A 20,358-nucleotide genomic window follows, 5' to 3' on the forward strand; every position below is an offset into this window, starting at 1 on the left:
CATCCCAACGACTTCACGCTGAGGTGGTGACGGATATGAATGTAGGCGCGCTATAGCTCGATGGGCAGCGCGAAGCTCGCTTTCACGCGGTCCATCACCACCAGCGTCTTGAAGCCCTTGATGTCGTGATTCTCGTAGAAGAAGCGGCGGGTGAACTGCTCGTAGTCCTCCATACTTTTCGCCGTGATGAGGAGGACGAAATCCGCATCCCCTGTGACATAGAAGCCGACCATTACTTCCGCCGTGGCGCGGATCGAGGCCTTGAACCGGTCGACGATATCGACGCGCTCGCGCTCGAGCGAAACCAGCACCAGCATCGAGATCGGCCGCCCGACCGCTTTGGGCGAGACGACCGAAATATCGGCTTCGATGACGCCGTCGGCACGCAGGCGCTTGAGCCGGCGCTGGCACGCGGTGGGCGACAGGCCCACGCGCTCGCCCAGCTCCTCGGAGGTGATCCGGTTATTGGCCTGCACCGCCTCCAGAATGGCCATATCGATGCGATCGAGCTCGGTCATGCATATTTCCTGCGCAGAAGGCTCACGTTTTGCATTTTTTCGAGACTAGTGAACTCATAAACGCAGTCAATCACCGGGATGCCGCAGCTATAGCATCGGACCGAAAAGCGCGAAGCGGTTTTCGGAGAATCCGATGCGCAAATCAAAGAGTTAGAACGCCGAGGGAGAACGCCCGGCGCTCTAGTTGCCGCCAAGTGGCTGTCTGACGGGGAGAAGATTATGACGATCAATATCAAGGACATCAGCGCGCTCGATCGTGCCAGCGTTCTCCATCCCTTCACTCAGCTCAAGGATTTCGCCACCGGCAAAGCGGGCGATCCGACGATCGTTGAGACCGGCAAGGGCATCCGCATCAAGGACGCGACGGGGCGCGAATATATCGACGGCTTCGCCGGGCTCTATTGCGTGAATATCGGCTATGGCCGCACCGAGGTGGCGGAAGCGATTTCGCGCCAAGCCTATCGTCTCGCTTATTACCATTCCTATGCCGCCCACACGACCGACGAGCTGGCGACCCTCTCGGCGCGCCTCGTCAAGATGGCGCCCGGAAGGATGAGCAAGGTCTTCTACGGCATGTCGGGCTCGGATGCGAATGAGACGCAGGCCAAGCTGGTCTGGTACTACAACAATCTGCGCGGGCTGCCGAAGAAGAAGAAGATCATCTCGCGCCAGCGCGGCTATCACGGCTGCAGCGTCGTCGCGGGATCGATGACCGGCATGTCCTTCTATCACGACCACATGGACCTGCCGCTGCCCGGCATCCTCCATACCGGCGTGCCGCATCATTATTGGGGCGCCGAGCCCGGCGAGACCGAGCGCGATTTCTCCGCCCGCCGGGCGCGTGAGCTCGATGAGCTGATCCAGCGCGAGGGGCCCGACACGGTTGGCGCCTTCATCGGCGAGCCGGTTCTCGGCACCGGCGGCATCACGCCACCGCCCGAGGGCTATTGGGCGGCGATCCAGGCGGTGCTCAAGAAGCACGATGTGCTGCTGATCGCCGATGAGGTCATCACCGGCTTCGGTCGTCTGGGATCAATGTTCGGCTCGCATCATTACGACATCGAGCCCGATCTCATCACCGTCGCCAAGGGACTCACCTCCGCCTATTTCCCGCTCTCGGGCGCCATTGTCGGCGAGAAGGTCTATCAGGTGATCGAGGAGGCGGCCGACCGCATCGGCAGCTTCTCGCATGGCTTCACTTATTCCGGCCATCCGATCGGCGCGGCTGCCGCCAATGCGGTGCTCGACATTGTCGAGAAGGAGGATCTTCCCGGCAAGGCGAAGGAGGTCGGCGGCCACTTCCAGCAGCGCCTGAAGGCGGCCTTCGCGCAATTGCCGATCGTCGGCGAGGTGCGCGGTGAAGGTATGCTCGGCGCAGTCGAATTCGTCGCCGACCGCGAGAAGAAGACGCGCTTCGATGCCGGCCTGAAAGTGGGTGCTCGCATCTCCAAGGCGGCACGCGACCGGGGCCTCATCGCCCGCGCCATGCCGCATGGCGACATATTGGGCTTCGCCCCGCCGCTCGTCACGACGAAGGCCGAAGTCGACGAGATCGTCGGTATCGCTGAAGCCGCGGTGCGCCAGGTTATGGATGAGCTGGCGCGCGAAAAGGCTGTCTGAGCGCATCATCCAGGTCTGCTTCCATGGCCGGGGATGGAGCGCCGTCAGCCGGTTAGAACGGCCTCAGCTCGCCGTCATTTGATATGCTGCGACTGCTGGAAGCAGGCCACGTCGTATTGCGCGACACTCTTTGGATTTTTCGAGTTCTGCGGCTGTGTGCCGGCGTAATGTGTCCCGGCATTGCCGTTTGGGTTGAAGGCCGACCCGGGCGCCTGGGCGGCATTACCGGGAGTCGAGGGAGTCGATTGACAGCTGCAATTCGGCTGGCCCTTTGTGCCACCGGAATGTGGATTTGTGGCAAAGGCCGGTATTGAAAACAGGATCGCAGCGGTAGCGACAGGAAGAACATATTTCAACATGAGCGCCTCCTTGGGCATGGCCATGGATGCGTGTTGCCTCGGCTCGCCCTCACGGCATGCCGGAATGAATATGATAGCTGGAGTCTGCTATGGTCACGTTCTCCGCGGTATTCCATGAACTCTCAGTAATGAACTGTGGGGTAGCTGCTGGCCGCATCCGGGCCCTTGTCAAATCCCTGCATAGGCGACCGATTACTTGAACTTGGCGAGAAAGGCGTCGACCGCCTTCCAGTATTCCTCCGCCTTGCCTTGCGGCTGGAGCAATGCGCTCGAGCCATGGACGCCCGTGCCTGCGGGTATGAACTGCGTCTTGTCCTTTGAAGCGACGGCTTCGAGGATGAGCTTGGCGATGACTTTTTCCTTGTCGCCGCGGGACGTGATGAAGACCGGCACGGTGACGCTTTTCGCGGCTTCGCGGACCGACGGCTTGCCGTCGAAATATTCGCCGGGCGAGAAAGCGAGGACGCCGGCAATGTCCTTGTCCTTGGCGGCGAGGATGATGGCGAGCGAGGCCGAATAGCTCGAACCCCAGGCGATGAGTTTGGAGTTCGGATGTTTTTCGCGCGCCCATTTCGCGGCGGCTTCGAGATCGGGCAGGGCGTCGGTATAGACCCAGAAGCCTTTCGCTTCCTTCGCCGTCTGGTTCTCGACCCCGCCATAGTCGCCGCCGGAACGCTGATCGATCGCGAGGACGGAAAAGCCTTCCTTCACAAGGCGCGGCGCGATTTCGCGATATTCGAGCCGGTTGAAGTCGGCCTGATGGAAAGCGAGGATGACCGGCCGCGTCGGATCCGCCCCGGCATAGTAGTCACCATAGACGGTGATGCCGTCGGCGGTCTTGAACGCGACCGGTTCCTGCGCCCTCGACGTGGTCGCGCCGAGGAGAAGCAAGCTGAAAACCGCGAAGGAAAGAAGTTTCATCGAAACCTCAGGCGCCGAAAGAGACGATCGGGATGAGCAGCGACCATTTGCGGTTGCCGCGCGGCACCAAGGCCGGGTCATTATAGAAGAGGCGGATGATTGGTCCCTCGGTCTTGCGATAGCCGAGCGCCGGCAAGGTAAGGTCGAGAAGCCGCGCATAGTCGGCGCGCCAATCGAGCAGGGAGCCGGAGAGCCGCCACAGTGCGTAAAGCCCGCCCGCGAGCGGGATCACCGGCAGTTTGGTCTCGCGCAAGCCTGCCTCCGGCATCAGCACCAGCATCTGGCAGCTATAGGGCCTCTCGGCATCGGGAAAGGGATATTCCTCGCTGAGCGAGGCGACAGTGGCGCCGTGGCGCTTGATCAACGGCCTGGCGAGGCCGAGCAGATGGCCGAAGGCGTCGGTGAGTTCGATATGCGTGCCCTGGAAATCGAGGGCGATGGCGCGCCGCTCCCGCAGCGTCACGATCTCCGGCGGCGGACAGTCCGGATCGAGCCTGATCTCGTCCGGCTCGATGCTGCTCGGCGTGCGGTTGAACAGTGCGCGGAAGGCGCGGGCGAAGGCCTGCGAGCTTTCGAAACAGGCTTCCTGGGCGGCTTCGGTGACGGATATTCCGGCGGCGAGCCGCTGGCGGGCGCGTTCGAGGCGCAGGCGCCGCACCATCGACAGCGGCGTCTCGCGGGTCAGCTCCTGGAAGACGCGCAGGAAATGATAGGGCGAGAAACAGGCCGTGTCGGCAAGCCGCCTGATGTCGATATCCTCGTCGAGATGCCAGTCGACATGCCGGACGGCGCGCCCGATGCGCCGGCGATGGTCGGTGAAAGTGGCTGCACGCAACGGACCGCTCCTCCCCGCTCCAATTATGCCATGGAACGGGGGGAGGGGTGTGACCGAAATTGCGATTCAGCCGCATCAGCCCGAAAAGCTTGTGGCTGGGCTTGACCCGGCCATTGCAGACTTTTCGGACAAGCTGATGCGCCAAATAGAAGCTATTGCTGCCAGATGACCGGGAACCAGTCCGCGCGCAGGCGCTGGCCGTCTTTCATGTCGTGGCCCGGATAGGGCGGCGAGGTGCGCCCCGGCCGGCTGACATAGTGAGCGTCATCGCCCACCCAGCGCATCGAGAAAGCGCGCCGGCGGCGGTCTGAATTGTTGCCGCGCGCGCCATGCACGGTCTTGTAGTGGAAGGCGACGGCATCGCCCGGTTCCATCTGCCATTCCACCACCTTGTATTTGCCGGGCTCGGCATCGGGATCGGGCACCGGGATATAGTCGTGCTCTCCGGCATAGAAATTCTGCTCCGAGAGCCAGCGCACCGGCAGCACCATCTTGGGCCATTTATGCGAGCCCGCGATGCAGCGCAGGGCCGCTTCCTTGACCGGCTCCACCGGCACCCAGAAGCTCACCGTCTGCTCGCCGTCGACGAAATAATAGGGTGCGTCCTGATGCCAGGGCGTTGGCTTCGAGGTGCCGGGCTCCTTGACCAGAACATGGTCGTGAAAGATCTGCGCCGAATTCGACTGCATCAGCTCGGCGGCGGCCTGGGCGGCGGGCGACTTGCGGATCACCTCGGTGAATTCCGGGATGCGCTCCCAGTTGCAGTAATCGTCGAAGAAGCGGCCGCCTTCGCCGGGTTTCAGGTTTTCGGCGGCATATTGGCTGGGCTCGCGCATATTGCGCTCGATGCCTTCACTGATGACCGGCACCCAGTCCTTGAACAGCCCCTTGATGCAGACGACGCCGTCGCGCTGGTAATCGGCGATGTCTCCGGCGCTCACATATTTGCTCATCGGTTCCTCCTGATCCTCAGGAAGACTGTTGCACGGCGGCGAACATCAAGTAAAATAATGATTGATAATATGGAACATAAAGAAAAACTATCTTTGACGCTCAAGCAGCTGCGCTATGCGGTGGCGGCCGCCGATGCCCGCAATGTCACGGCGGCGGCTGACGCGCTCCACGTCTCGCAGCCCTCGGTCTCGGTCGCCATCGCACAGATCGAGGCGCATTTGGGCCGCAGGCTTTTCGTCAGGCGCAAGGGCGAGGGTGTCGAACCGACCTCCTTCGGCATGAGCTTCATCCGCCAGGCGCACCTGGTGCTCGACCAGGCTGCGACCTTGAGCCGCCTCGGCAACGCCGAGGAGATGATCTCGGGCGAGGCCATGCTCGGCTGCTTCACCGATCTCGCCCCCTATTACGTGCCGCGCCTGCTGGGTCAGTTCCGCAAGGCCATGCCTTCGGTGCGCGTCGATTTCCGCGATGCCGGCTTCGACGAGCTGGCGAGCCGGCTGAGCAAGGGCTCGATCGATCTGGCGCTCACCTATGATCTGGGCCTCGGCCCCGATATCGCGCGCGAGACGCTGGTTGAGCTCCACCCCTATGCGATGCTGCCGGCGCATCATACGCTGGCGCGCCGATCCGCCGTGGCGCTCGCCGATCTGGCGAAATTTCCGCTGATCCTCACCGACCAGGCCTTGAGCTGGCAACATATCGTGGCGCTCTTCAACGCCGAGGGGATCGAGGTCGAAGTGGCGGCGCGCGCCTCCTCCTTCGAACTGCAGAGGAGCATGGTGGCGAACGGGCTGGGCGTTGCGGTTGCCTATACGCGTCCCAAGGCGGATCAGAGCTATGACGGCAGGAAGCTCGCGGCACGGCCGATCGCGGACAAGCTGCCAGCGCAGCGTATCCTGCTCGCCTGGGCAAAGTCGCCGGCGCTGACGCCCGCCGCCAGCGCCTTGCGCGACTTCATCAGGTCACGCTTTGCGGATCAGGGCTCACCGAAGAGCGAGAAAGGCGCCCAATAAGAGGGCTTGCCGGTTTCCGGGCTCGTCTCGATCACTTCGAGCAACGCTTGCCGGAAGGCGAAAACGAAGTCGCGGCCGGGCTTGCGCGATTGCCAGTGCCTGATCGTACCCGTCGTGATCGCGACCGCGGCATCCGAATTCACCGGCCAATGCGAGACCATGACGGACCGTGCGCCGGCCTGGAGAAAGGCCGCGGCGAGGCCTGAATAGGCTTCGAGATCGATGTTGCTGTCGGCCCCGGTATTGCAGGCGGAGAGCACGACGATGTCGGCCTTGAGCTTGAGCTGCGGGATTTCCGAGGTCGTCAACAGCCCGTCGGCGCTGGTGATGAGCCCCATGGCCGAGGGCGCGATCAACTGGCGCGCCTCCTTCTCGGACGGCGTCAAGGCCAGAGCGCCTTCATAAAGGCCGTCGATTTCGCCAGGCAGCAATCCATGCGTGGCGAAGATCAGCATGCGGTACTGTGCCAGCATTCCCGTGCCGGACAGCGCATAGAGTTTTTCCTCCGATGCGTCCCTCCCGGTGAGCAGGTCCTGCCCCGACGATCCGAGCATTTCGGCGATGCGCCGGACCTCGCCGTCGGATTCGGGCAGGGGCGTGAGTTTTTCGAGTGACTGAACGGCGCCGATGAGGCCGGGCTTGCCGGCGAGCGCGGCATAGTGGGGATTGCCGATGCCCAGCACGGCCTCGCTTGCACCATCGCGCACCGCGGCTTGCCGGTCCCGCCCGGCAATGGCCGATAACACTGGAAGTACGGTGACGGCATGATCGTGCACCAGCCACGGCAAGACGCGCGCGTCGGTCGAGGCGGCTGGCGGCGGCGCGGTAAGGAGCGATTCGAAGGGTAGCTTCGCCAGCGCGCCATCGACCGCGACCAGAAGATGCGTCTTGCCTTGCAGTTGGGCCTCGAACGGACCGAGCAACGCCTGATAGAGCTGCCAGGCCGGCGCCAGAGTGTCATCCTCATCAGGCGCCGGCTCCTCCGTAATGACTGTGGCGCTGCGTCCCAGGGGCGCGCCGATCCCGGCCCGGAAGCGGGCGACGAGCGCCTCGATATCCGGCAGCTTCAGCGCGATCTCGCGCCAGCGGACGGACTCGCGGGTGACGACGAAGCCGTGCAGCTCCGCCATATTGCCCTCGACGAAGAAGACCAGTGCCTCGTCGGGTTCGAGGAGCCGGGCCACGGCGTCTACCTCCAGCGGGCGTGGCAGGAGAATGTCGGCAATGTCGATCTTCTCCTTGGCGATGAGCGCGATCGCCTCTTGCAGGTTCTCCTGCTGGCCGGCATTCAGCGCCTCCATTTCGGTGCGCCCGGGGCTGCCGGCCTCGCCGTGGAGACCGGCCGCGATCTCGCGCCCCGTCTGCAGAGTGGGGCCGATCGTGTCGGCCACCATCTGGACGAGCTTCACTTCATCGCTGCGTCGTCCGGCCAGCGCCGCCTGGGTCGCCTGATGGCGCAGCACCGCAAGGCCGGCCTTCGTCATCTGCGCCAGCTGCGCGACCTTGAAGGCCTCGGCGGTCAGGCGCCGGGACAGGTCCGCGTCGGCGCCGTCCATCATCACATAGGCCGTTGACAGGAAATCACGGAAAGGCTCGGTCTGCTCGAACACCGGCATGCCGAGGCTCATGCCGCGGTAGAATATATAGCTCGCGGCCAGTTTGCGCCCGAGCGCCACCGCTTTGAGGCCATGGGCCAGCGCCTCCTGGGGCTCGCCGGATATCACGAAATCCGCCGCCGCTTCCTGGTGAAGGGCGGTCATGTGGCGCCCCGATGGCCCTATTGTCCGGTTGATGATTGCCTCGGCCTTGCCGATGAGCGTCTTGATTTCCGCGCTGTCGCCCTGTTCGGCGGCGTCGAGCGCCTTATCGAGGAGGGCCCGGACTTCTGGATCGTTGCGGATGAGCACGCTGCCTTGCGGCTGGATGAGAACGGCCGGGGTCTCTTGCGCGTCGCAGGGCTGCACCAGCATGAAAGCGATTGTGATGACCGCGATCAGGCGAGTGCAGCTTAAGCTCATGACCGCAGGCGTGCCTTTATGTGGATATCTAGCTTATCGCTGAATCTAGCCAATTCGTCGTCCGGAATCGAGGCGGTTTCATGTTGCGCCGGAAAACCGCCCGTCGCGACAGCCTGGCGGAACTGCCCCAGAGCGCCGATCCGTTCCTGCCGGATCTGAGCCTGCAGGTGTCTGAGATCGCCCCAGGCCCGCGCATGACGGGGGAAGCCTGGCGCTCTCGCCGCAAATATCGGACGTGAAGAGGAAGATCACATCCGCGTCGGAGACTGAGCCCAGCGACACCGTGACGAGCGAGGTGCGCCGATTGATCTCGGCCATCACCGGGGCGGCGATGACCTCGCATTCGACCGCGAAGGCGCCGGCGTCTTCGAGCTGCCGGAAACGGTCCCACAGCTCCATCGCTTCCTCGGCGGTCTTGCCGACCGCGCGCATGCCGCCGACCCAGGTCGATTTGCGCGGCACGAGACCCAGATGGCCCATCACGGGAACCTGCTCTTTGGCGAGAAGGCGCACCATGTCCGGGCTGCGACCGGTGATCACCGCATCGGCGCCGGCAGTGACCGCGGCGAAGCCCGCGCGCAAGATCTCATCGCCGGTGATCGCCTCGGCGAAGCCGATCGCGGCGGTCACAAAGACTCGTCGCGAGCCTTCGCGCACGCGCACGACATTGCTGCCCCGGCAGACCACCATCTCGATCCCGGCGGCCTCGGCCGCGGCGGCTTCTTCCGCTGTCTCGGCGGTCACTTGCGCGACATGCCTGCCGCTGCCTTTGAGCTGGCGCAGACCGGCGACCGTCAGACTGCGTTCCACCTCACGGCCGCCGAAATCGAAAATGCGCGGCATCTCAGCCCTTCATCTTCTTGGCGTAGTAGTCGGGCGGCACGGTGCCGTCCTTGGAGAACCAGGCCGGCACATCGACGCCGGAATAGAGCAGGATATTGCCCCAGGGATCAAAGGCGCCGGTGCGCACGATGACCTTCGCCTTGGCCGCCATCTCGGTGAGGATCGTCTCATGCTTGGCGGTCTCGAAGTCGGCGCCTTTGAAGATGCGCCGCACCTTTTCAAGCAGGCGCGGATTGTGCTTCGCCAGAGTATCGGCGTAACCCACGCGCTCGCAGATGAGATTGGCGGCGATCGGCGTCAGTACGGTTTCGAGATCGGGCAGATCCGGCGCTATCGCGAGATCGATGCGCCAGGCCGAGGAGGGGATCGGGAAGCCCGCATCGCAGACGATCATCAGATCGCCATGTCCCATCATCGCAATGGCGTGGCTGAGTTCGGCATTGAGCAGTCGGTTGCGGTTCACAGGCTGTCCTTCCATAGGCTGTTACGGGCTTTTTCATGCATGGCGTCGGCCTCGGCGCGGCTGGCAAGGCTCGGGATGACGCCGAGCTTGGTGCAGGCGAGCGCCCCGCAAACGACGCCGAAGCGCACCGCGTCCACGATGTCGCGGCCTTCGGCGAGGGCCACCGCGAAACCGGAATTGAAGGCATCGCCGGCACCCGTAGTGTCGACGACATCGACCGGAATGGCAGGCACCATGACATCGAGCTCATCGGTGAGGATGAGGGCGCCCTGGCGGCCGAGTGTCACCACGACATTGCGGACGCCCTTCCGGCGCAATTCCAAGGCGAGCTCGCGCGACGAGCGCGGGTCATTCGCCGGCAAGCCCAGCAGGATGCGCAACTCGCTTTCATTGGGCGTCAGATAATCGACCGAGGCGAAGATCTCGGGCGGCAGAGCGCGCGCCGGGGCCGGATTGAGGATGGTGCGGGTGCCATGTTTGCGGCCGAGCTCCATGGCGCGCCGCGCCGCTTCCGTCGGCACTTCGAGGACCGTCATCACGACATCGCTTTCGGCGATCCTGGCTTCCGCCAGATCGACCGACGTCGCATCCATGAGCTCATTGGCGCCCATGTCGAGGATGATGAAATTCTCGCCCTTGTCGTTGAGGATGATGAAGCCGACGCCGGTGGCGCGCTCGCTCTGTGAGGTCACGAGTTCCGTGTCGACGCCTTCGGCGACATAGAGATCGGTGGCGATGCCGGCGAGCTTGTCGGTGCCGAGAATGGCGCGCAGGCTGGAGCGGGCACCGAGCCTCGCGGTGGCGACCGCCTGGTTCGAGCCCTTGCCGCCGGGCCCCATGTCGAAATCGGTTCCGAGCATGGTCTCGCCGAAGATCGGCAGCTTCGGCGCGCGCATGGTGAGGCCCACCGCGAAGCTGCCGACGATCGTGATCTTGGGTTTCTGTTTGGTCATCCTGGTGTCCGTACTCCCGATATCGTCATCTTGGTTCTATTCCGTCCTCACGGCGCCATCGCACGCGCCAGGATGGCTTCTTCATTGACGTCGGTTCCCCGTAATTCCTCGCTGAGCCGGCCTCCCCGCAGCACCAGCACGCGCTCGGCATTCATGACCAGCTCCGGCATTTCCGACGAGATCATGATGATGGCGACGCCTTCGCCGGCGATCTGGCGCAGGATCGAATAGATCTCGGTCTTGGCCCCGACATCGATGCCGCGTGTCGGCTCATGCAGCACGAGCAGGCGCGGATGGGTGACAAGGCTGCGGCCGAGGATGATCTTCTGCTGATTGCCGCCGGAGAGTGTGGCGAGCTTCTGGCCGAGATGGGAGATGCGGGCATCGAGCCGCGCCACCTCGGCGCGCGCCTCGCGCTTGATCTTTGCCCGGCGCAGGAAACCCGAGAGCGAGAACTTCTTGAGCGAGGCGGAGACGACATTCTCGGCGACACTCATGCTGAGAAGGGCGCCCGAGCCGCGTCGATCGGCTGGCACATAGGCCATACCTCGGCGGATCGAGGCTGATGGATCGGCCGCCGGCAGGTCTTTGCCGTCGATCGCGACCTTGCCGTTGCGGGGAATGAGGCCGAAGAGAACGTCTCCGAGACGGTCCTTGCCGGAATCGGGCAGGCCGCCGATGCCGAGGATCTCGCCGGCGCGCACCGTGAAGCTGATGCGGTCGAGGCCGGGCGCCGACAGATCGGCGACCGACAGCACGACGGGAGCCGCGCCGGAAGAGTGTTGCAGGGCCCAGGGCTGGGCCGCGCCCAGATCGCGCCCGACCATGGCGCGGATCAGCCGGGCTTGTGAGACATTGTCATTGGCCATCGTCTCGATGGTGCGTCCGTCGCGCATCACGGTGATACGGTCGGCGAGATCGAGCACCTCGTCGAGGTGATGCGAGACATAGATGACCCCGACGCCCTCGGCGCGCAACTGCCGCACGATTTCGAACAGCCTTTCGCTTTCGCGGGTGGAAAGGGCCGAGTTGGGCTCATCCAGCACCAGGAGGCGTGCCTTCTGGCGGATGGCGCGGGCGATTTCGACGAGTTGCGCCTCGGCGACGCTCAAGCGGCCGACCTTGGTGTCGGGGTCGAGATCGGCCATGCCGAGCCGGGCGAGGGCGGAGCGCGCCTCACGCCGCATCAGGTCGCGCGGCACGATCGTGGCGACGGAGCGCGCCGCCATGTCCGGCATCATGATGTTTTCGGCGATGCTGAGCGTCGGGCAGAGCGCCAGCTCCTGATAGACGACGGTGATTCCCTGCGCCCGGCTCACCAGCGGCGTAGAGATGATCTGCGGCTTGCCGTCGATGAAGATCTGGCCGTCATTGGGCTGCAGATCGCCGGCCAGGATATTCATCAGCGTCGATTTGCCGGCACCGTTCTCGCCGATCACGGCATGCACTTCGCCGGGCTGGAAGGCGATCTCGATGCGGTCGAGCGCCAGGACGCCGGGGAACCTCTTGGTCACCCCGGCGATCCTGACGATCGGTTCTCGTTGACTGTTCTCGCTCATGCGGAAGGCTGAGGCAGCGCGAGCCGCGTTACTTCTTCGTCACCTCGCCAATATTCTCCTTCGTGTAGACGCCGACGCCGGTGTCGAGATTGTCGATCGTCTCGCCCTTCACGAATTTGACGATGAGATTGACTGCTTCGAAGCCCTGACGCTCGGGCGCCTGGTCGATCGTCGCCTGGATATTGCCGCTCTCGACGAGCTGCACTGTCTGGTCGAGGAGATCGAAGCCGACCACCTTGACCTTGTCGGCGGCCTTGTTGCGCTCGACCCGGGTGCCGGCCGCCGGCGTCGAGCAGCATTCGAGGGAGAGGATGCCGTCGATGTCGGGTTTGGCGAGCATGGCATTCTCGATTGCCGAATAGATCTTCTGCGGATCGGTGCCGGTGTTGAGGGTCTGCACGACCTCGATGCCGCTTTCCTTCTGCAATGCCTCGCGCGCGCCCTTTTCACGGTCGACCGACCACTGCGCGGCGGCGTCGATGGTGGTGATGATGACCTTGCCCTTGCCGTTTAGGACCTTCGCCATGAGCGCGCCGGCCTCGCGGCCGGACTGGACGAGATCCTGGCCAGCGAAAGCGAGGCGCTTGCTGTCCGGATTATCGGTATTGAAGGTCACGACCGGAATGCCGGCGGCGAGCACGCGGTCGATCAGCGGCGCCAGCGCGTCGGTCGACACCGAGGATATGGCGAGACCGTCCATCTTGCCCATCAGCGTCTCGATCTCGCTGATCTGGCCGTCTGCGTCGGCGCCCACGGGGCCGATGAAATTGGCATTGACCTTGCCCTCGGTGGCGGCGCGCGCGACGCCCGCCTTCATGAACGGCGCGAATTCATTGGAGACGTCGTGATAGGAGACATAGATGTCGAGCGGCTGGCCGGCGTCGACCTTGGCCTTGATGCGTTCGGCCAGCGGGAAGTCGGCGAGCTTCGATTCGGCCGCCGCCTGCTGCACGGGCACCAGGCAGAGCGCCGTGGCGAGAAGGATGTGTTTGAGTTTCATCTGGATAGTCCTCCCGTTGGATTTTCAGTTCTGGAGTCTCAGGCGCGCCGGCGGGTCGACCACTTGTCGATACCGACGGCAATGATGATGACGAGACCGATCATCAGCTCCTGCACAAAGGGGGAGACCCCCATCAGCACGAGGCCGTTGCGCATGACGCCGATGATGAGCACACCGAGGATGGTGCCGAGAATGGTTCCTTCGCCGCCCGACAGCGACGAGCCGCCGACGATGGTGGCGGCGATGACGTCGAGCTCGAGGCCGAGGCCGGTGCGCCCCGCCTGGCCGCTGGGCAGGAAGGCGAGACTCAATATGCCGGCAAAGGCGGCAAGTGCCCCCATCAGCACGAAGGCCGAGATCTTCACGCTGTTGATCGATATCCCGGAGACGCGTGCCGCCTTGGCGCTGCCGCCGACGGCGAAGACGCGGAAACCGAAATTGGTGCAGGAAAGCACCACCCAGGCGATCGCCGCGATCAGGATGAAGAAGACGAGTTGCATCGGCACGGTGCCGAAGAGATAGCCCTGGCCGATGAAGCTGAAGATCTCGAGCACGCTTGGATCGGCGCCATTGCGGACATTGACGGTGACGGGCTGGCCGTTGGTGAGGATGAGGGCGGAGCCGCGCACCACAGACAGCATGCCGAGCGTCGCGATCAGCGAGGGGAGGCGGCCATAGGTCGAGAGCACGCCATTGATGAGGCCGATCGTCATGCCGGTGAGGATACCGACGGCGAGCGCCGGCAAGAGGCCCCAGCCGGCAATGATCAGCATTCCGGTGGCGAGGCCGGACAATGCGTAGTTCGATCCGACCGAAAGGTCGACTTCGCCGGAGATCAGCACGAAGGTCATGCCGATGGCCATGATGCCGAGGAGCGAGACCTGGCGGCCGACATTGAGCAGATTGACTGAGGTCAGAAAGCCGTCAGTGGCGAAGGTGAGGAACAGGCATAGGACGACAAGCGCAAGAAACACGCCTGTTTCGCGTGCGCGCAAGAGTCCCGGCAATGAAAAGCGGTCCATGGCAGGTGCGCGCGCACCGGTCCCGACCGTATCGGTCATTCTGTCCTCCCATTGGCCCCGTCGGGCCTAGTCAAAAAGCCGGGCCTTGGGGCCCGGCTCAGATCGTCAAGATGCCTTGCGGAACGAACCCGCCGGCACCTTCTTCATTTCGTCGTAGTTGCCATATTCGCGCACCTTCTTGAACGGTGCGTTCTCGACGGCGTTGTAGGAGCAGATATAGCCCCAGCGATAGGTGTCGGAGCGGTTGGCGTCCGAGCGATGCAACAGGTTGCCGTCGAACACCAAAGCGTCACCCGCTTCCATCTCGACATAGACATGCTCGAAGCGCTTGAGCGCCGCCTCGAGATGCTCCTGCTCGACATTAGTCTGGTCGTTCTCGCGGATGTGATTGAGGCGGCCGAGCTTGTGCGTGGCCTTGAGCACCTGCAGGCAGCCATTCTCGCGCGTCGCCTTGTCGAGCGCGATATAGATGCTCATCATATCGGGGGCGAGACAGCCGTAATTGTACCAGTAGCCGAAATCCTGGTGCCATTCCCAGGCGCCGCCTTCATGCGGCTGCTTCATCGTCATCTTGTGGCTGTAGAGATAGATCGGTTTGCCGACGGCGCCCTCGGCGAGGCCGACCATGCGTTCATCGCGCGCCAGAAGTCCGTATTTGTCGTCCTCGGCCTTGGTCCACATCTTGAGGAGGGTGGTTTTGCCTTCCTTGTCGCCCTTGGCCATGATGGCGCCAGAAGCCTGCTCGGCCTCGAGCTGCTTGCGCGCATGGTCGCGGAAGTCGGCGACTTCCTCCTGGCTCAGCAGGCCCTTGCGGATGATATAGCCGTCGCGCGCGTAGTCCTTGGTCTCTTGCGCGGTCAATCCCAACATTCTTTGTCTCCCTGCATGGACGAAACAGGCTTGTATCGGGGCGCGGGCCTTGCCTTCGATGAGGGCGAAGGCCGCCGCCAAAAGCCAAGTTTCGGTCGCGATTAACTGTGACTCTGTGAGCTGTTGAGCGCGATCCTATGCACGCTTTTGCCGGCTGAAAATGGACAAAGGAGTCCATTCTTTGTATAAAACGCGCATGTCCGAAACGGCCTTTCTGGAAAACCTGCATTATGTGCCCGAGCCTGGTTGGACGCTCGCTGCGGCAAGCGTTCTGCGTGCCGGGAAGGTGATGGCGGCGCCCGACTATCGGATCGTCCGGGCCGCGCATCCCGGGCAGGACATTCTTTATTGTCTGTCCGGTGGCGGCGTCGTGGAAACGCTGGGCGAGCGCGCCCACATCCGCCCCGGTCAGCTCGTCTGGATCGCCAATGAGTTACGCCACGGCCACTTCGCCGACCGGAAAGTCCCTTGGACCTTGCTGTGGTTCAGGCTTGACGGGCCCAATCTCCCGGCGCTGCGCCGCAAGCTCTTTGGCGACAGATTTCCACGCGCGACGCTCGCCGGGAATGTCAATCTCGTCCCGTGGTTCGACCGCCTGTTCACCACTATGCGGCGACGCGAGCCGGGACTCGATCTCAGACTCAATCAGCTGGTCGCCGATTTCCTGGCCATGATCGATCGCGGCCTTGCCGGCAGCGGTGAGCGCGAATTGCCGCCCTCTCTGACGGCGGCGGTGAACGCGATGCGCGGCAATCTAGGGCTTGCCTGGGAAGCGGACGATCTGAGCGCCGTCTCAGGCCTGGGCCCGTCGCAGATCCGGCGTTTGTTCCGCAAGCATCTGCGCACCAGCCCCAGGCAGTGGCTCATTCGTGAGCGGTTGATGCAGGCGCAGTCACTGCTCGTCTCAGGCCGGAGCCTTGCACAGGTGGCGGAGATGTGTGGCTTCTGCGACGTCTACCACTTCAGCCGCGAATTCAAGCGCTCGACCGGTGTGGCGCCGTCCTCGTGGCGCAGGAGCGAACTCGGTACGCAAACTTTGTAAGAACTTCCCAAATTGTCATCCGGGCGAAAGCTGGGACCCATTAAATCGTGCAAAATGTGAAACGCCGCTCGAATTGATAGATTTCATGGGATCGGTCACGCGAAAACGAAATCGGCGCTTGTGAAATTCGAAGCCGAGAGGCTCTGCGTCGGATCGTCGATGAGGATCGAGATCGCGTGCCCGGCCGAGTCGAAGCCTTTGATGAGGACGTCCCCATCCGGCGTATTGTAGGCGTAGATAGATCCCGGTGCGCCTGAGCTGTTGTAGCTCTTTATACCGAGCTTCTCGAGGACGATGCGATCAGTTCGATCCTCGAAGTCCATGATCACATCTTGCCCGGACGTAGCGACGGCCCCCTTGAAGACAAATTTGTCGGCGCCGGCGCCGCCCCACAGGATATCAGCACCCCCATCACCGAAAAGCGTATCCGCGCCAGCGTCACCGCGGAGCACGTCATTGCCATCTCCGCCATAGAGCACATCGTTGTCGTCGCCACCGCTGAGCTGATCGGCACCCGCCTCTCCGCTGATTATGTCGGCGCCCGCGTCGCCAAAAGCCAGATCGCTGCCACCGCCGAGCTCCATATTGTCGTCGCCATTGCCGCCATGCGCTTCATCATTGCCACCTTCGGAATCTATGACATCGTTTCCATCGCCGCCGTCGAGATAGTTGTTGCCATCTCCGCCATCGACCAAGTCATTGCCGTTTCCGCCATAGACGCGATCATCGCCGGCCTGGCCTTTGAGCGCGTCGTCGCCAACCTCACCATAGATCGTATCGTTGCCGGCGCCGCCGCCCACCGCCTGCTGCGTCAGCTTGCCTGTCGCCGGATTGATCCGGTTGACGAACCCATCGTTGCCCGCGCCGGCATAGATCACATCATCGCCCGCACCGGCGTCGATATATTCCTCCCCGGCGCCGCCATAGATCACGTCATTGCCGAGTCCGCCGATGATGCTGTCATGACCTTCGCCGCCATAGATCGTGTCATCGCCTTCCTTGCCGTCGAAAATGTCATTCCCGAGATTGCCATGCATGGTGTCGTCGCCCGCACCGCCATCCAGGCTATCGTTGCCGTCTCCCCCCTCCATGTAGTCGTTGCCATCGCCGCCCTTGAGGAAATCGTCTCCCGCTCCGCCAAGCAGCGTGTCATTGCCGAGCCCGCCTTCGATATAGTCATTGCCGGCATAGCCCCAGATCAAGTCGTCGCCGTCAAATCCATAGATATTATCCGCGGTGTCGGTTCCAAAGAGCCGGTCCGCCAGGGCCGTCCCGTTTATATTCATCGTTGCCTCCAGGAATGGATATGGTCTGCAATCACAATGTGGAAAACACGCAACGGGCGCCATCCTTCGTGAGCGTCGCCTGTGAGCGACTTATACACCTTATCACATTGGCCATTCGTACCTAACGGCAAGAAAAGGGGTGATTGTTGTTTGATATTTGCGTTGTATTTTCTGTGAATCTCAACGACTGGTTTTAACTTGTAATTGCGCTCGATTGTTGGGCACACTTGTGGTTGTGGACGGCTCGCTTAGTCAGAAAATCAACTGACAGAGGAGAGGCTCATGAAAAAGACGATTCTCGCCGGTGCGGCCCTATTGGCATTGTTGGCAGCGAGTCAAGTCGTTCTAGCTGATGGCCGTGGGCCTGGTGGTGACAGTGGCATCAACAATGGCGGCGATCCCGATGGTCGTGGGCCTGGCGGTGACAGCGGCAGTGGCGGCGGTGACGGCGGTGGGCCGACACCAACACCACTCGGTGACGGCGGAGGCAGCGGCGGCGGCGGCGATGGCGGCGGCAACGGCAACAACGGCGGGGCCCCAGACGGCAGCGGTGGCGGCCAGGATTCCGGCAGCAGCGGCGGTGATGGCGGAGGCAGCGGAGGCGGCGGAGGCTAATCGCGTCAAATAACAAAAGCGTCCCTCAGGGGACGCCTTTGGAGAGCATAGGCAGTCGGATGGGTTCTAGGCAACACCCTCCTTGAGAGCCGTCCCCGGTTCACATGAAGTTGCTGCCTTGAAGCGGAGGCGCGCGAGTCGGTGCGAGGTGCGACTAAATGGACGCACTGCTTGCGCGTCTTGCCGAGGGTGAATGATCCGCATCAAACGTCGCCCCCGCCGGCACCCACATCCGCAGGCGTCGTCTGGTTTACTCCCGCTTCCCTGCCTGGGGAATTCTATCTTCCCTGCTCAAGAAACCGGGTTTGCGCCACACAAGTCCTTCAAGCTCGAGCAAATCTTCATGAAGACCGAGGTGCGGGAAGGCGTTTTTCGCCTTCTACCCTGTATCTACCCTGGATTTTCGCCACGCCCGGATGACGGACCCTAACCCCGCCGGCGCTTGCGCCTTTCGCTGCCATCCGTTTCAAGCGGGATGATGGTCTTCGGCTCCGGGAATTTCACTTCCTGGGCGAGATTGGCGAAATAAGCCGTCTTGTGCGGGATGGCCATCGCTTCGACGAAGTGCTGCTGGAACAGGGGCTCGACCGCCGTCTCAATCTTCTCGATGCGGCGCACCACCTGCTCGATCTCCTCGCGCGCCTTCGAATTGAGGAGGGCTATGCGCGCCCCCGTGCCCGCCGCATTGCCGGCCGACTGCACCTTGTCGAGGGGGCAATCGGGGATGAGGCCGAGGATCATCGCGAATTTGACATCGATATGGCTGCCGAAGGCGCCGGCGAGACGGATGCGGTCGACATGGTCGATGCCGAGCTTATCCATGAGCAGCCGCGTGCCGGCATAAAGCGCCGCCTTGGCGAGCTGGATGGCGCGCACGTCGTTCTGGGTGATGGAGATGAAAGGCTCGCCCTCGCGCACCACATAGGTGAAGGTGCGCTTATGCGGGCGGATGCGGGGAGATTTCTCCGCCATGCCGCCATCGACCAGACCATCCTGATTGATGATGCCGGCGAGATACATTTCGGCGATCACCTCTATGATGCCGGAGCCGCAGATGCCGGTAACGCCGGTCGAGGCGACGGCTTCCTCGAAGCCCGGCTCGTCCGACCACAGATCGGAGCCGATTACGCGATAGCGCGGCTCGAGCGTGACCGGATCGATGCGGATACGCTCTATCGCGCCGGGCGCGGCGCGCTGCCCGCAAGTGATCTGGGCGCCTTCGAAAGCAGGCCCCGTCGGCGACGAGCAGGCAAGCAGCCGGTGTTTCGACCCCAGCACGATCTCGGCATTGGTGCCGACATCGACGATGAGCATGTTGTCTTCTGAGTACTGCGGCGATTCCGACAGCACCACGCCCGCCGTGTCGGCGCCGACATGGCCGGCGATGCAGGGCAGCACATAGACATAAGCGCCCGGATTGAGCTGGAGGTCGAGCTCCTTGGCGGGCCGCGTCACCGCAAGTCCGGTGGCGAGCGCGAAAGGCGCGCCGCCGAGCTCGGTCGGATCGATGCCGAGGAAGAGATGATGCATGACCGGATTGCCGACCAGCACCGCTTCGAGAATGTCGGTCTTGTCGATCTGGGCATCGCTCGCGACCTGGCCCGCGAGCGTGTTCAGCGCCTCGCGCACGGCGTGAGTCATTTCCTTCTCGCCGCCCGGATTCATCATCACATAGGAGACGCGGCTCATCAGGTCCTCGCCGAAGCGAATCTGCGGATTCATCAGGCCCGAGGAGGCGACGACCTCACCGGTCGACAGACTGCACAGATGTGCCGCGATGGTCGTGGAGCCGACATCGACGGCGAGCCCGAAGGCCTTGTCGTGGAAGCCCGGCCAGATCGCGGTCAGCATGTTGCCGCCGCTGGCGGGGCGCGAGAACACCGCGACGGTGATCTTCCACTCGCCCTGGCGCAGCACCTTCTGCAGGTTCTGCATGATGGCGAGGTTGCACGACACGCCGGTCACGTTCCATTGCTCCTCCAGAGCGCGATAGACGCGCTCGAGATCGGAGGAGGGCTTGTGCATGTCGGGCTCTTCGACCTCGATAAAATAGAGGCGGGTCGCCGGATTCATGTCGATGGCGCGCGTCTCGGCCCGTTTGCGCACCACCTGCTTGTGCACCTGGCTCTCGGGCGGCACGTCGATGACGGCATCGCCCAATAGTTTGGTCTGGCAGGAAAGCCTGCGCCCGGCGATGAGCCCGCGCTTGTCGTCATAGCGCTTCTCGACGGCCGAGAATTCGGAGAGATGCGCAGCACTCGACCTGATCCCATGCTTGGCGAATTCGCCTTCGCCGATGGTGATCTGGCAGCGCCCGCAAATGGCGCGCCCCCCGCAGACAGAATCGATATCGACGCCGAGTGAGCGCGCTGCCTGCAGCACCGGCGTGCCCAGCGGAAAGCGTCCGCGCTTGCCGGACGGCGTGAAGACGATCAATGCATCGTCGGGCGTCGTATCTGCCATGTCG

Annotated in this window: 19 protein-coding genes; 3 read left to right on the forward strand and 16 right to left on the reverse strand. The window is 63.2% G+C overall.

Translation table 11 applies throughout. The features are described 5' to 3' along the window. Nucleotides 1–50: 50 nt before the first annotated feature. Nucleotides 51–518: an Lrp/AsnC family transcriptional regulator gene (locus G5V57_RS22610; protein WP_165169791.1), complete on the reverse strand. Its 468-nt coding sequence runs from the start codon at nt 516–518 to the stop codon at nt 51–53. Between the two features lie 219 nt (nt 519–737). On the opposite strand from G5V57_RS22610, the gene G5V57_RS22615 reads away from it, so the two are divergent. Further along, the gene (locus tag G5V57_RS22615; RefSeq protein WP_165169792.1) at nt 738–2,138 is read left to right on the forward strand and encodes an aspartate aminotransferase family protein; all 1,401 of its coding nucleotides are present in this window, start codon (nt 738–740) and stop codon (nt 2,136–2,138) included. Between the two features lie 74 nt (nt 2,139–2,212). On the opposite strand, the gene G5V57_RS22620 is transcribed toward G5V57_RS22615, so the two are convergent. From G5V57_RS22620 to G5V57_RS22635, 4 genes are all read right to left on the reverse strand, one after another. Continuing rightward, the gene (locus G5V57_RS22620; protein WP_165169793.1) at nt 2,213–2,497 is read right to left on the reverse strand and encodes an adenylate cyclase; all 285 of its coding nucleotides are present in this window, start codon (nt 2,495–2,497) and stop codon (nt 2,213–2,215) included. 192 nt (nt 2,498–2,689) lie between these two features. Further along, nucleotides 2,690–3,418: an alpha/beta hydrolase gene (locus G5V57_RS22625; RefSeq protein ID WP_165169794.1), complete on the reverse strand. Its 729-nt coding sequence runs from the start codon at nt 3,416–3,418 to the stop codon at nt 2,690–2,692. A gap of 7 nt (nt 3,419–3,425) precedes the next feature. Next, nucleotides 3,426–4,253, reverse strand: coding sequence for a helix-turn-helix domain-containing protein (locus tag G5V57_RS22630; protein WP_165169795.1), 828 nt, complete (start codon nt 4,251–4,253; stop codon nt 3,426–3,428). A 152-nt stretch (nt 4,254–4,405) separates the two neighbouring features. Further along, a complete protein-coding gene (locus G5V57_RS22635) occupies nt 4,406–5,206 on the reverse strand; it encodes a phytanoyl-CoA dioxygenase family protein (RefSeq protein ID WP_165169796.1) in 801 nt (266 codons plus the stop codon). A 69-nt stretch (nt 5,207–5,275) separates the two neighbouring features. Here G5V57_RS22635 and G5V57_RS22640 point away from each other — a divergent pair, with 69 nt between their 5' ends. Continuing rightward, the gene (locus G5V57_RS22640; RefSeq protein WP_165169797.1) at nt 5,276–6,220 is read left to right on the forward strand and encodes a LysR family transcriptional regulator; all 945 of its coding nucleotides are present in this window, start codon (nt 5,276–5,278) and stop codon (nt 6,218–6,220) included. Here the strand turns inward: G5V57_RS22640 and G5V57_RS22645 are convergent. From G5V57_RS22645 to G5V57_RS22680, 8 genes are all read right to left on the reverse strand, one after another. Beyond that, nucleotides 6,184–8,238, reverse strand: a complete 2,055-nt coding sequence (locus G5V57_RS22645; protein WP_165169798.1) for a CHAT domain-containing protein — start codon at nt 8,236–8,238, stop codon at nt 6,184–6,186. The two genes, G5V57_RS22640 and G5V57_RS22645, sit on opposite strands and share 37 nt — an antisense overlap. A 78-nt stretch (nt 8,239–8,316) precedes the next feature. Continuing rightward, complete coding sequence (locus G5V57_RS22650) at nt 8,317–9,081, reverse strand: 3-methyl-2-oxobutanoate hydroxymethyltransferase (protein WP_246737325.1); 765 nt, start codon at nt 9,079–9,081, stop codon at nt 8,317–8,319. A gap of 1 nt (nt 9,082) precedes the next feature. After that, complete coding sequence (rbsD, locus tag G5V57_RS22655) at nt 9,083–9,544, reverse strand: D-ribose pyranase (protein ID WP_165169799.1); 462 nt, start codon at nt 9,542–9,544, stop codon at nt 9,083–9,085. Further along, nucleotides 9,541–10,497 carry a ribokinase gene (locus G5V57_RS22660; protein ID WP_165169800.1) on the reverse strand — a complete coding sequence of 319 codons (957 nt, stop codon included), beginning with the start codon at nt 10,495–10,497 and terminating at the stop codon, nt 9,541–9,543. Before G5V57_RS22660 ends, rbsD begins: the two co-directional genes overlap by 4 nt. 47 nt (nt 10,498–10,544) lie before the next feature. Further along, nucleotides 10,545–12,011 carry a sugar ABC transporter ATP-binding protein gene (locus G5V57_RS22665; RefSeq protein ID WP_246737326.1) on the reverse strand — a complete coding sequence of 489 codons (1,467 nt, stop codon included), beginning with the start codon at nt 12,009–12,011 and terminating at the stop codon, nt 10,545–10,547. 73 nt (nt 12,012–12,084) lie between these two features. After that, the gene (locus G5V57_RS22670) at nt 12,085–13,056 is read right to left on the reverse strand and encodes a substrate-binding domain-containing protein (RefSeq protein ID WP_165169802.1); all 972 of its coding nucleotides are present in this window, start codon (nt 13,054–13,056) and stop codon (nt 12,085–12,087) included. 38 nt (nt 13,057–13,094) lie between these two features. Beyond that, nucleotides 13,095–14,117 carry an ABC transporter permease gene (locus G5V57_RS22675; protein WP_165169803.1) on the reverse strand — a complete coding sequence of 341 codons (1,023 nt, stop codon included), beginning with the start codon at nt 14,115–14,117 and terminating at the stop codon, nt 13,095–13,097. Between the two features lie 66 nt (nt 14,118–14,183). Beyond that, nucleotides 14,184–14,948 carry a phytanoyl-CoA dioxygenase family protein gene (locus G5V57_RS22680; protein WP_165169804.1) on the reverse strand — a complete coding sequence of 255 codons (765 nt, stop codon included), beginning with the start codon at nt 14,946–14,948 and terminating at the stop codon, nt 14,184–14,186. A gap of 196 nt (nt 14,949–15,144) precedes the next feature. Here G5V57_RS22680 and G5V57_RS22685 point away from each other — a divergent pair, with 196 nt between their 5' ends. Continuing rightward, nucleotides 15,145–15,990, forward strand: a complete 846-nt coding sequence (locus G5V57_RS22685; RefSeq protein ID WP_246737327.1) for an AraC family transcriptional regulator — start codon at nt 15,145–15,147, stop codon at nt 15,988–15,990. Between the two features lie 95 nt (nt 15,991–16,085). On the opposite strand, the gene G5V57_RS22690 is transcribed toward G5V57_RS22685, so the two are convergent. The 3 genes from G5V57_RS22690 to G5V57_RS22700 form a co-directional block, all read right to left on the reverse strand. Further along, the gene (locus G5V57_RS22690) at nt 16,086–17,276 is read right to left on the reverse strand and encodes a calcium-binding protein (protein ID WP_165169806.1); all 1,191 of its coding nucleotides are present in this window, start codon (nt 17,274–17,276) and stop codon (nt 16,086–16,088) included. 345 nt (nt 17,277–17,621) lie between these two features. After that, nucleotides 17,622–17,900 (reverse strand): hypothetical protein, encoded by a 279-nt coding sequence (locus G5V57_RS22695; RefSeq protein ID WP_165169807.1) that lies wholly within the window; start codon nt 17,898–17,900, stop codon nt 17,622–17,624. Nucleotides 17,901–18,317: 417 nt separating this feature from the next. Beyond that, nucleotides 18,318–20,354 carry an ASKHA domain-containing protein gene (locus G5V57_RS22700; RefSeq protein WP_165169808.1) on the reverse strand — a complete coding sequence of 679 codons (2,037 nt, stop codon included), beginning with the start codon at nt 20,352–20,354 and terminating at the stop codon, nt 18,318–18,320. Between the last annotated feature and the right edge of the window lie 4 nt (nt 20,355–20,358).

The organism is Nordella sp. HKS 07 (assembly GCF_011046735.1).
Lineage (GTDB): Bacteria > Pseudomonadota > Alphaproteobacteria > Rhizobiales > Aestuariivirgaceae > Taklimakanibacter.

What these genes read in the sequence shown, in the direction of transcription:
- G5V57_RS22675 (WP_165169803.1), bottom strand. Translation starts at nt 14,117, where the DNA reads ATGACCGATACGGTCGGGACCGGTGCGCGCGCACCTGCCATGGACCGC.
- G5V57_RS22635 (WP_165169796.1), bottom strand. Translation starts at nt 5,206, where the DNA reads ATGAGCAAATATGTGAGCGCCGGAGACATCGCCGATTACCAGCGCGAC.
- G5V57_RS22625 (WP_165169794.1), bottom strand. Translation starts at nt 3,418, where the DNA reads ATGAAACTTCTTTCCTTCGCGGTTTTCAGCTTGCTTCTCCTCGGCGCG.
- G5V57_RS22615 (WP_165169792.1), top strand. Translation starts at nt 738, where the DNA reads ATGACGATCAATATCAAGGACATCAGCGCGCTCGATCGTGCCAGCGTT.
- G5V57_RS22610 (WP_165169791.1), bottom strand. Translation starts at nt 518, where the DNA reads ATGACCGAGCTCGATCGCATCGATATGGCCATTCTGGAGGCGGTGCAG.
- G5V57_RS22690 (WP_165169806.1), bottom strand. Translation starts at nt 17,276, where the DNA reads ATGAATATAAACGGGACGGCCCTGGCGGACCGGCTCTTTGGAACCGAC.
- G5V57_RS22620 (WP_165169793.1), bottom strand. Translation starts at nt 2,497, where the DNA reads ATGTTGAAATATGTTCTTCCTGTCGCTACCGCTGCGATCCTGTTTTCA.
- G5V57_RS22645 (WP_165169798.1), bottom strand. Translation starts at nt 8,238, where the DNA reads ATGAGCTTAAGCTGCACTCGCCTGATCGCGGTCATCACAATCGCTTTC.
- G5V57_RS22640 (WP_165169797.1), top strand. Translation starts at nt 5,276, where the DNA reads ATGGAACATAAAGAAAAACTATCTTTGACGCTCAAGCAGCTGCGCTAT.
- G5V57_RS22650 (WP_246737325.1), bottom strand. Translation starts at nt 9,081, where the DNA reads ATGCCGCGCATTTTCGATTTCGGCGGCCGTGAGGTGGAACGCAGTCTG.
- G5V57_RS22660 (WP_165169800.1), bottom strand. Translation starts at nt 10,497, where the DNA reads ATGACCAAACAGAAACCCAAGATCACGATCGTCGGCAGCTTCGCGGTG.
- G5V57_RS22685 (WP_246737327.1), top strand. Translation starts at nt 15,145, where the DNA reads ATGTCCGAAACGGCCTTTCTGGAAAACCTGCATTATGTGCCCGAGCCT.
- G5V57_RS22700 (WP_165169808.1), bottom strand. Translation starts at nt 20,354, where the DNA reads ATGGCAGATACGACGCCCGACGATGCATTGATCGTCTTCACGCCGTCC.
- G5V57_RS22670 (WP_165169802.1), bottom strand. Translation starts at nt 13,056, where the DNA reads ATGAAACTCAAACACATCCTTCTCGCCACGGCGCTCTGCCTGGTGCCC.
- G5V57_RS22680 (WP_165169804.1), bottom strand. Translation starts at nt 14,948, where the DNA reads ATGTTGGGATTGACCGCGCAAGAGACCAAGGACTACGCGCGCGACGGC.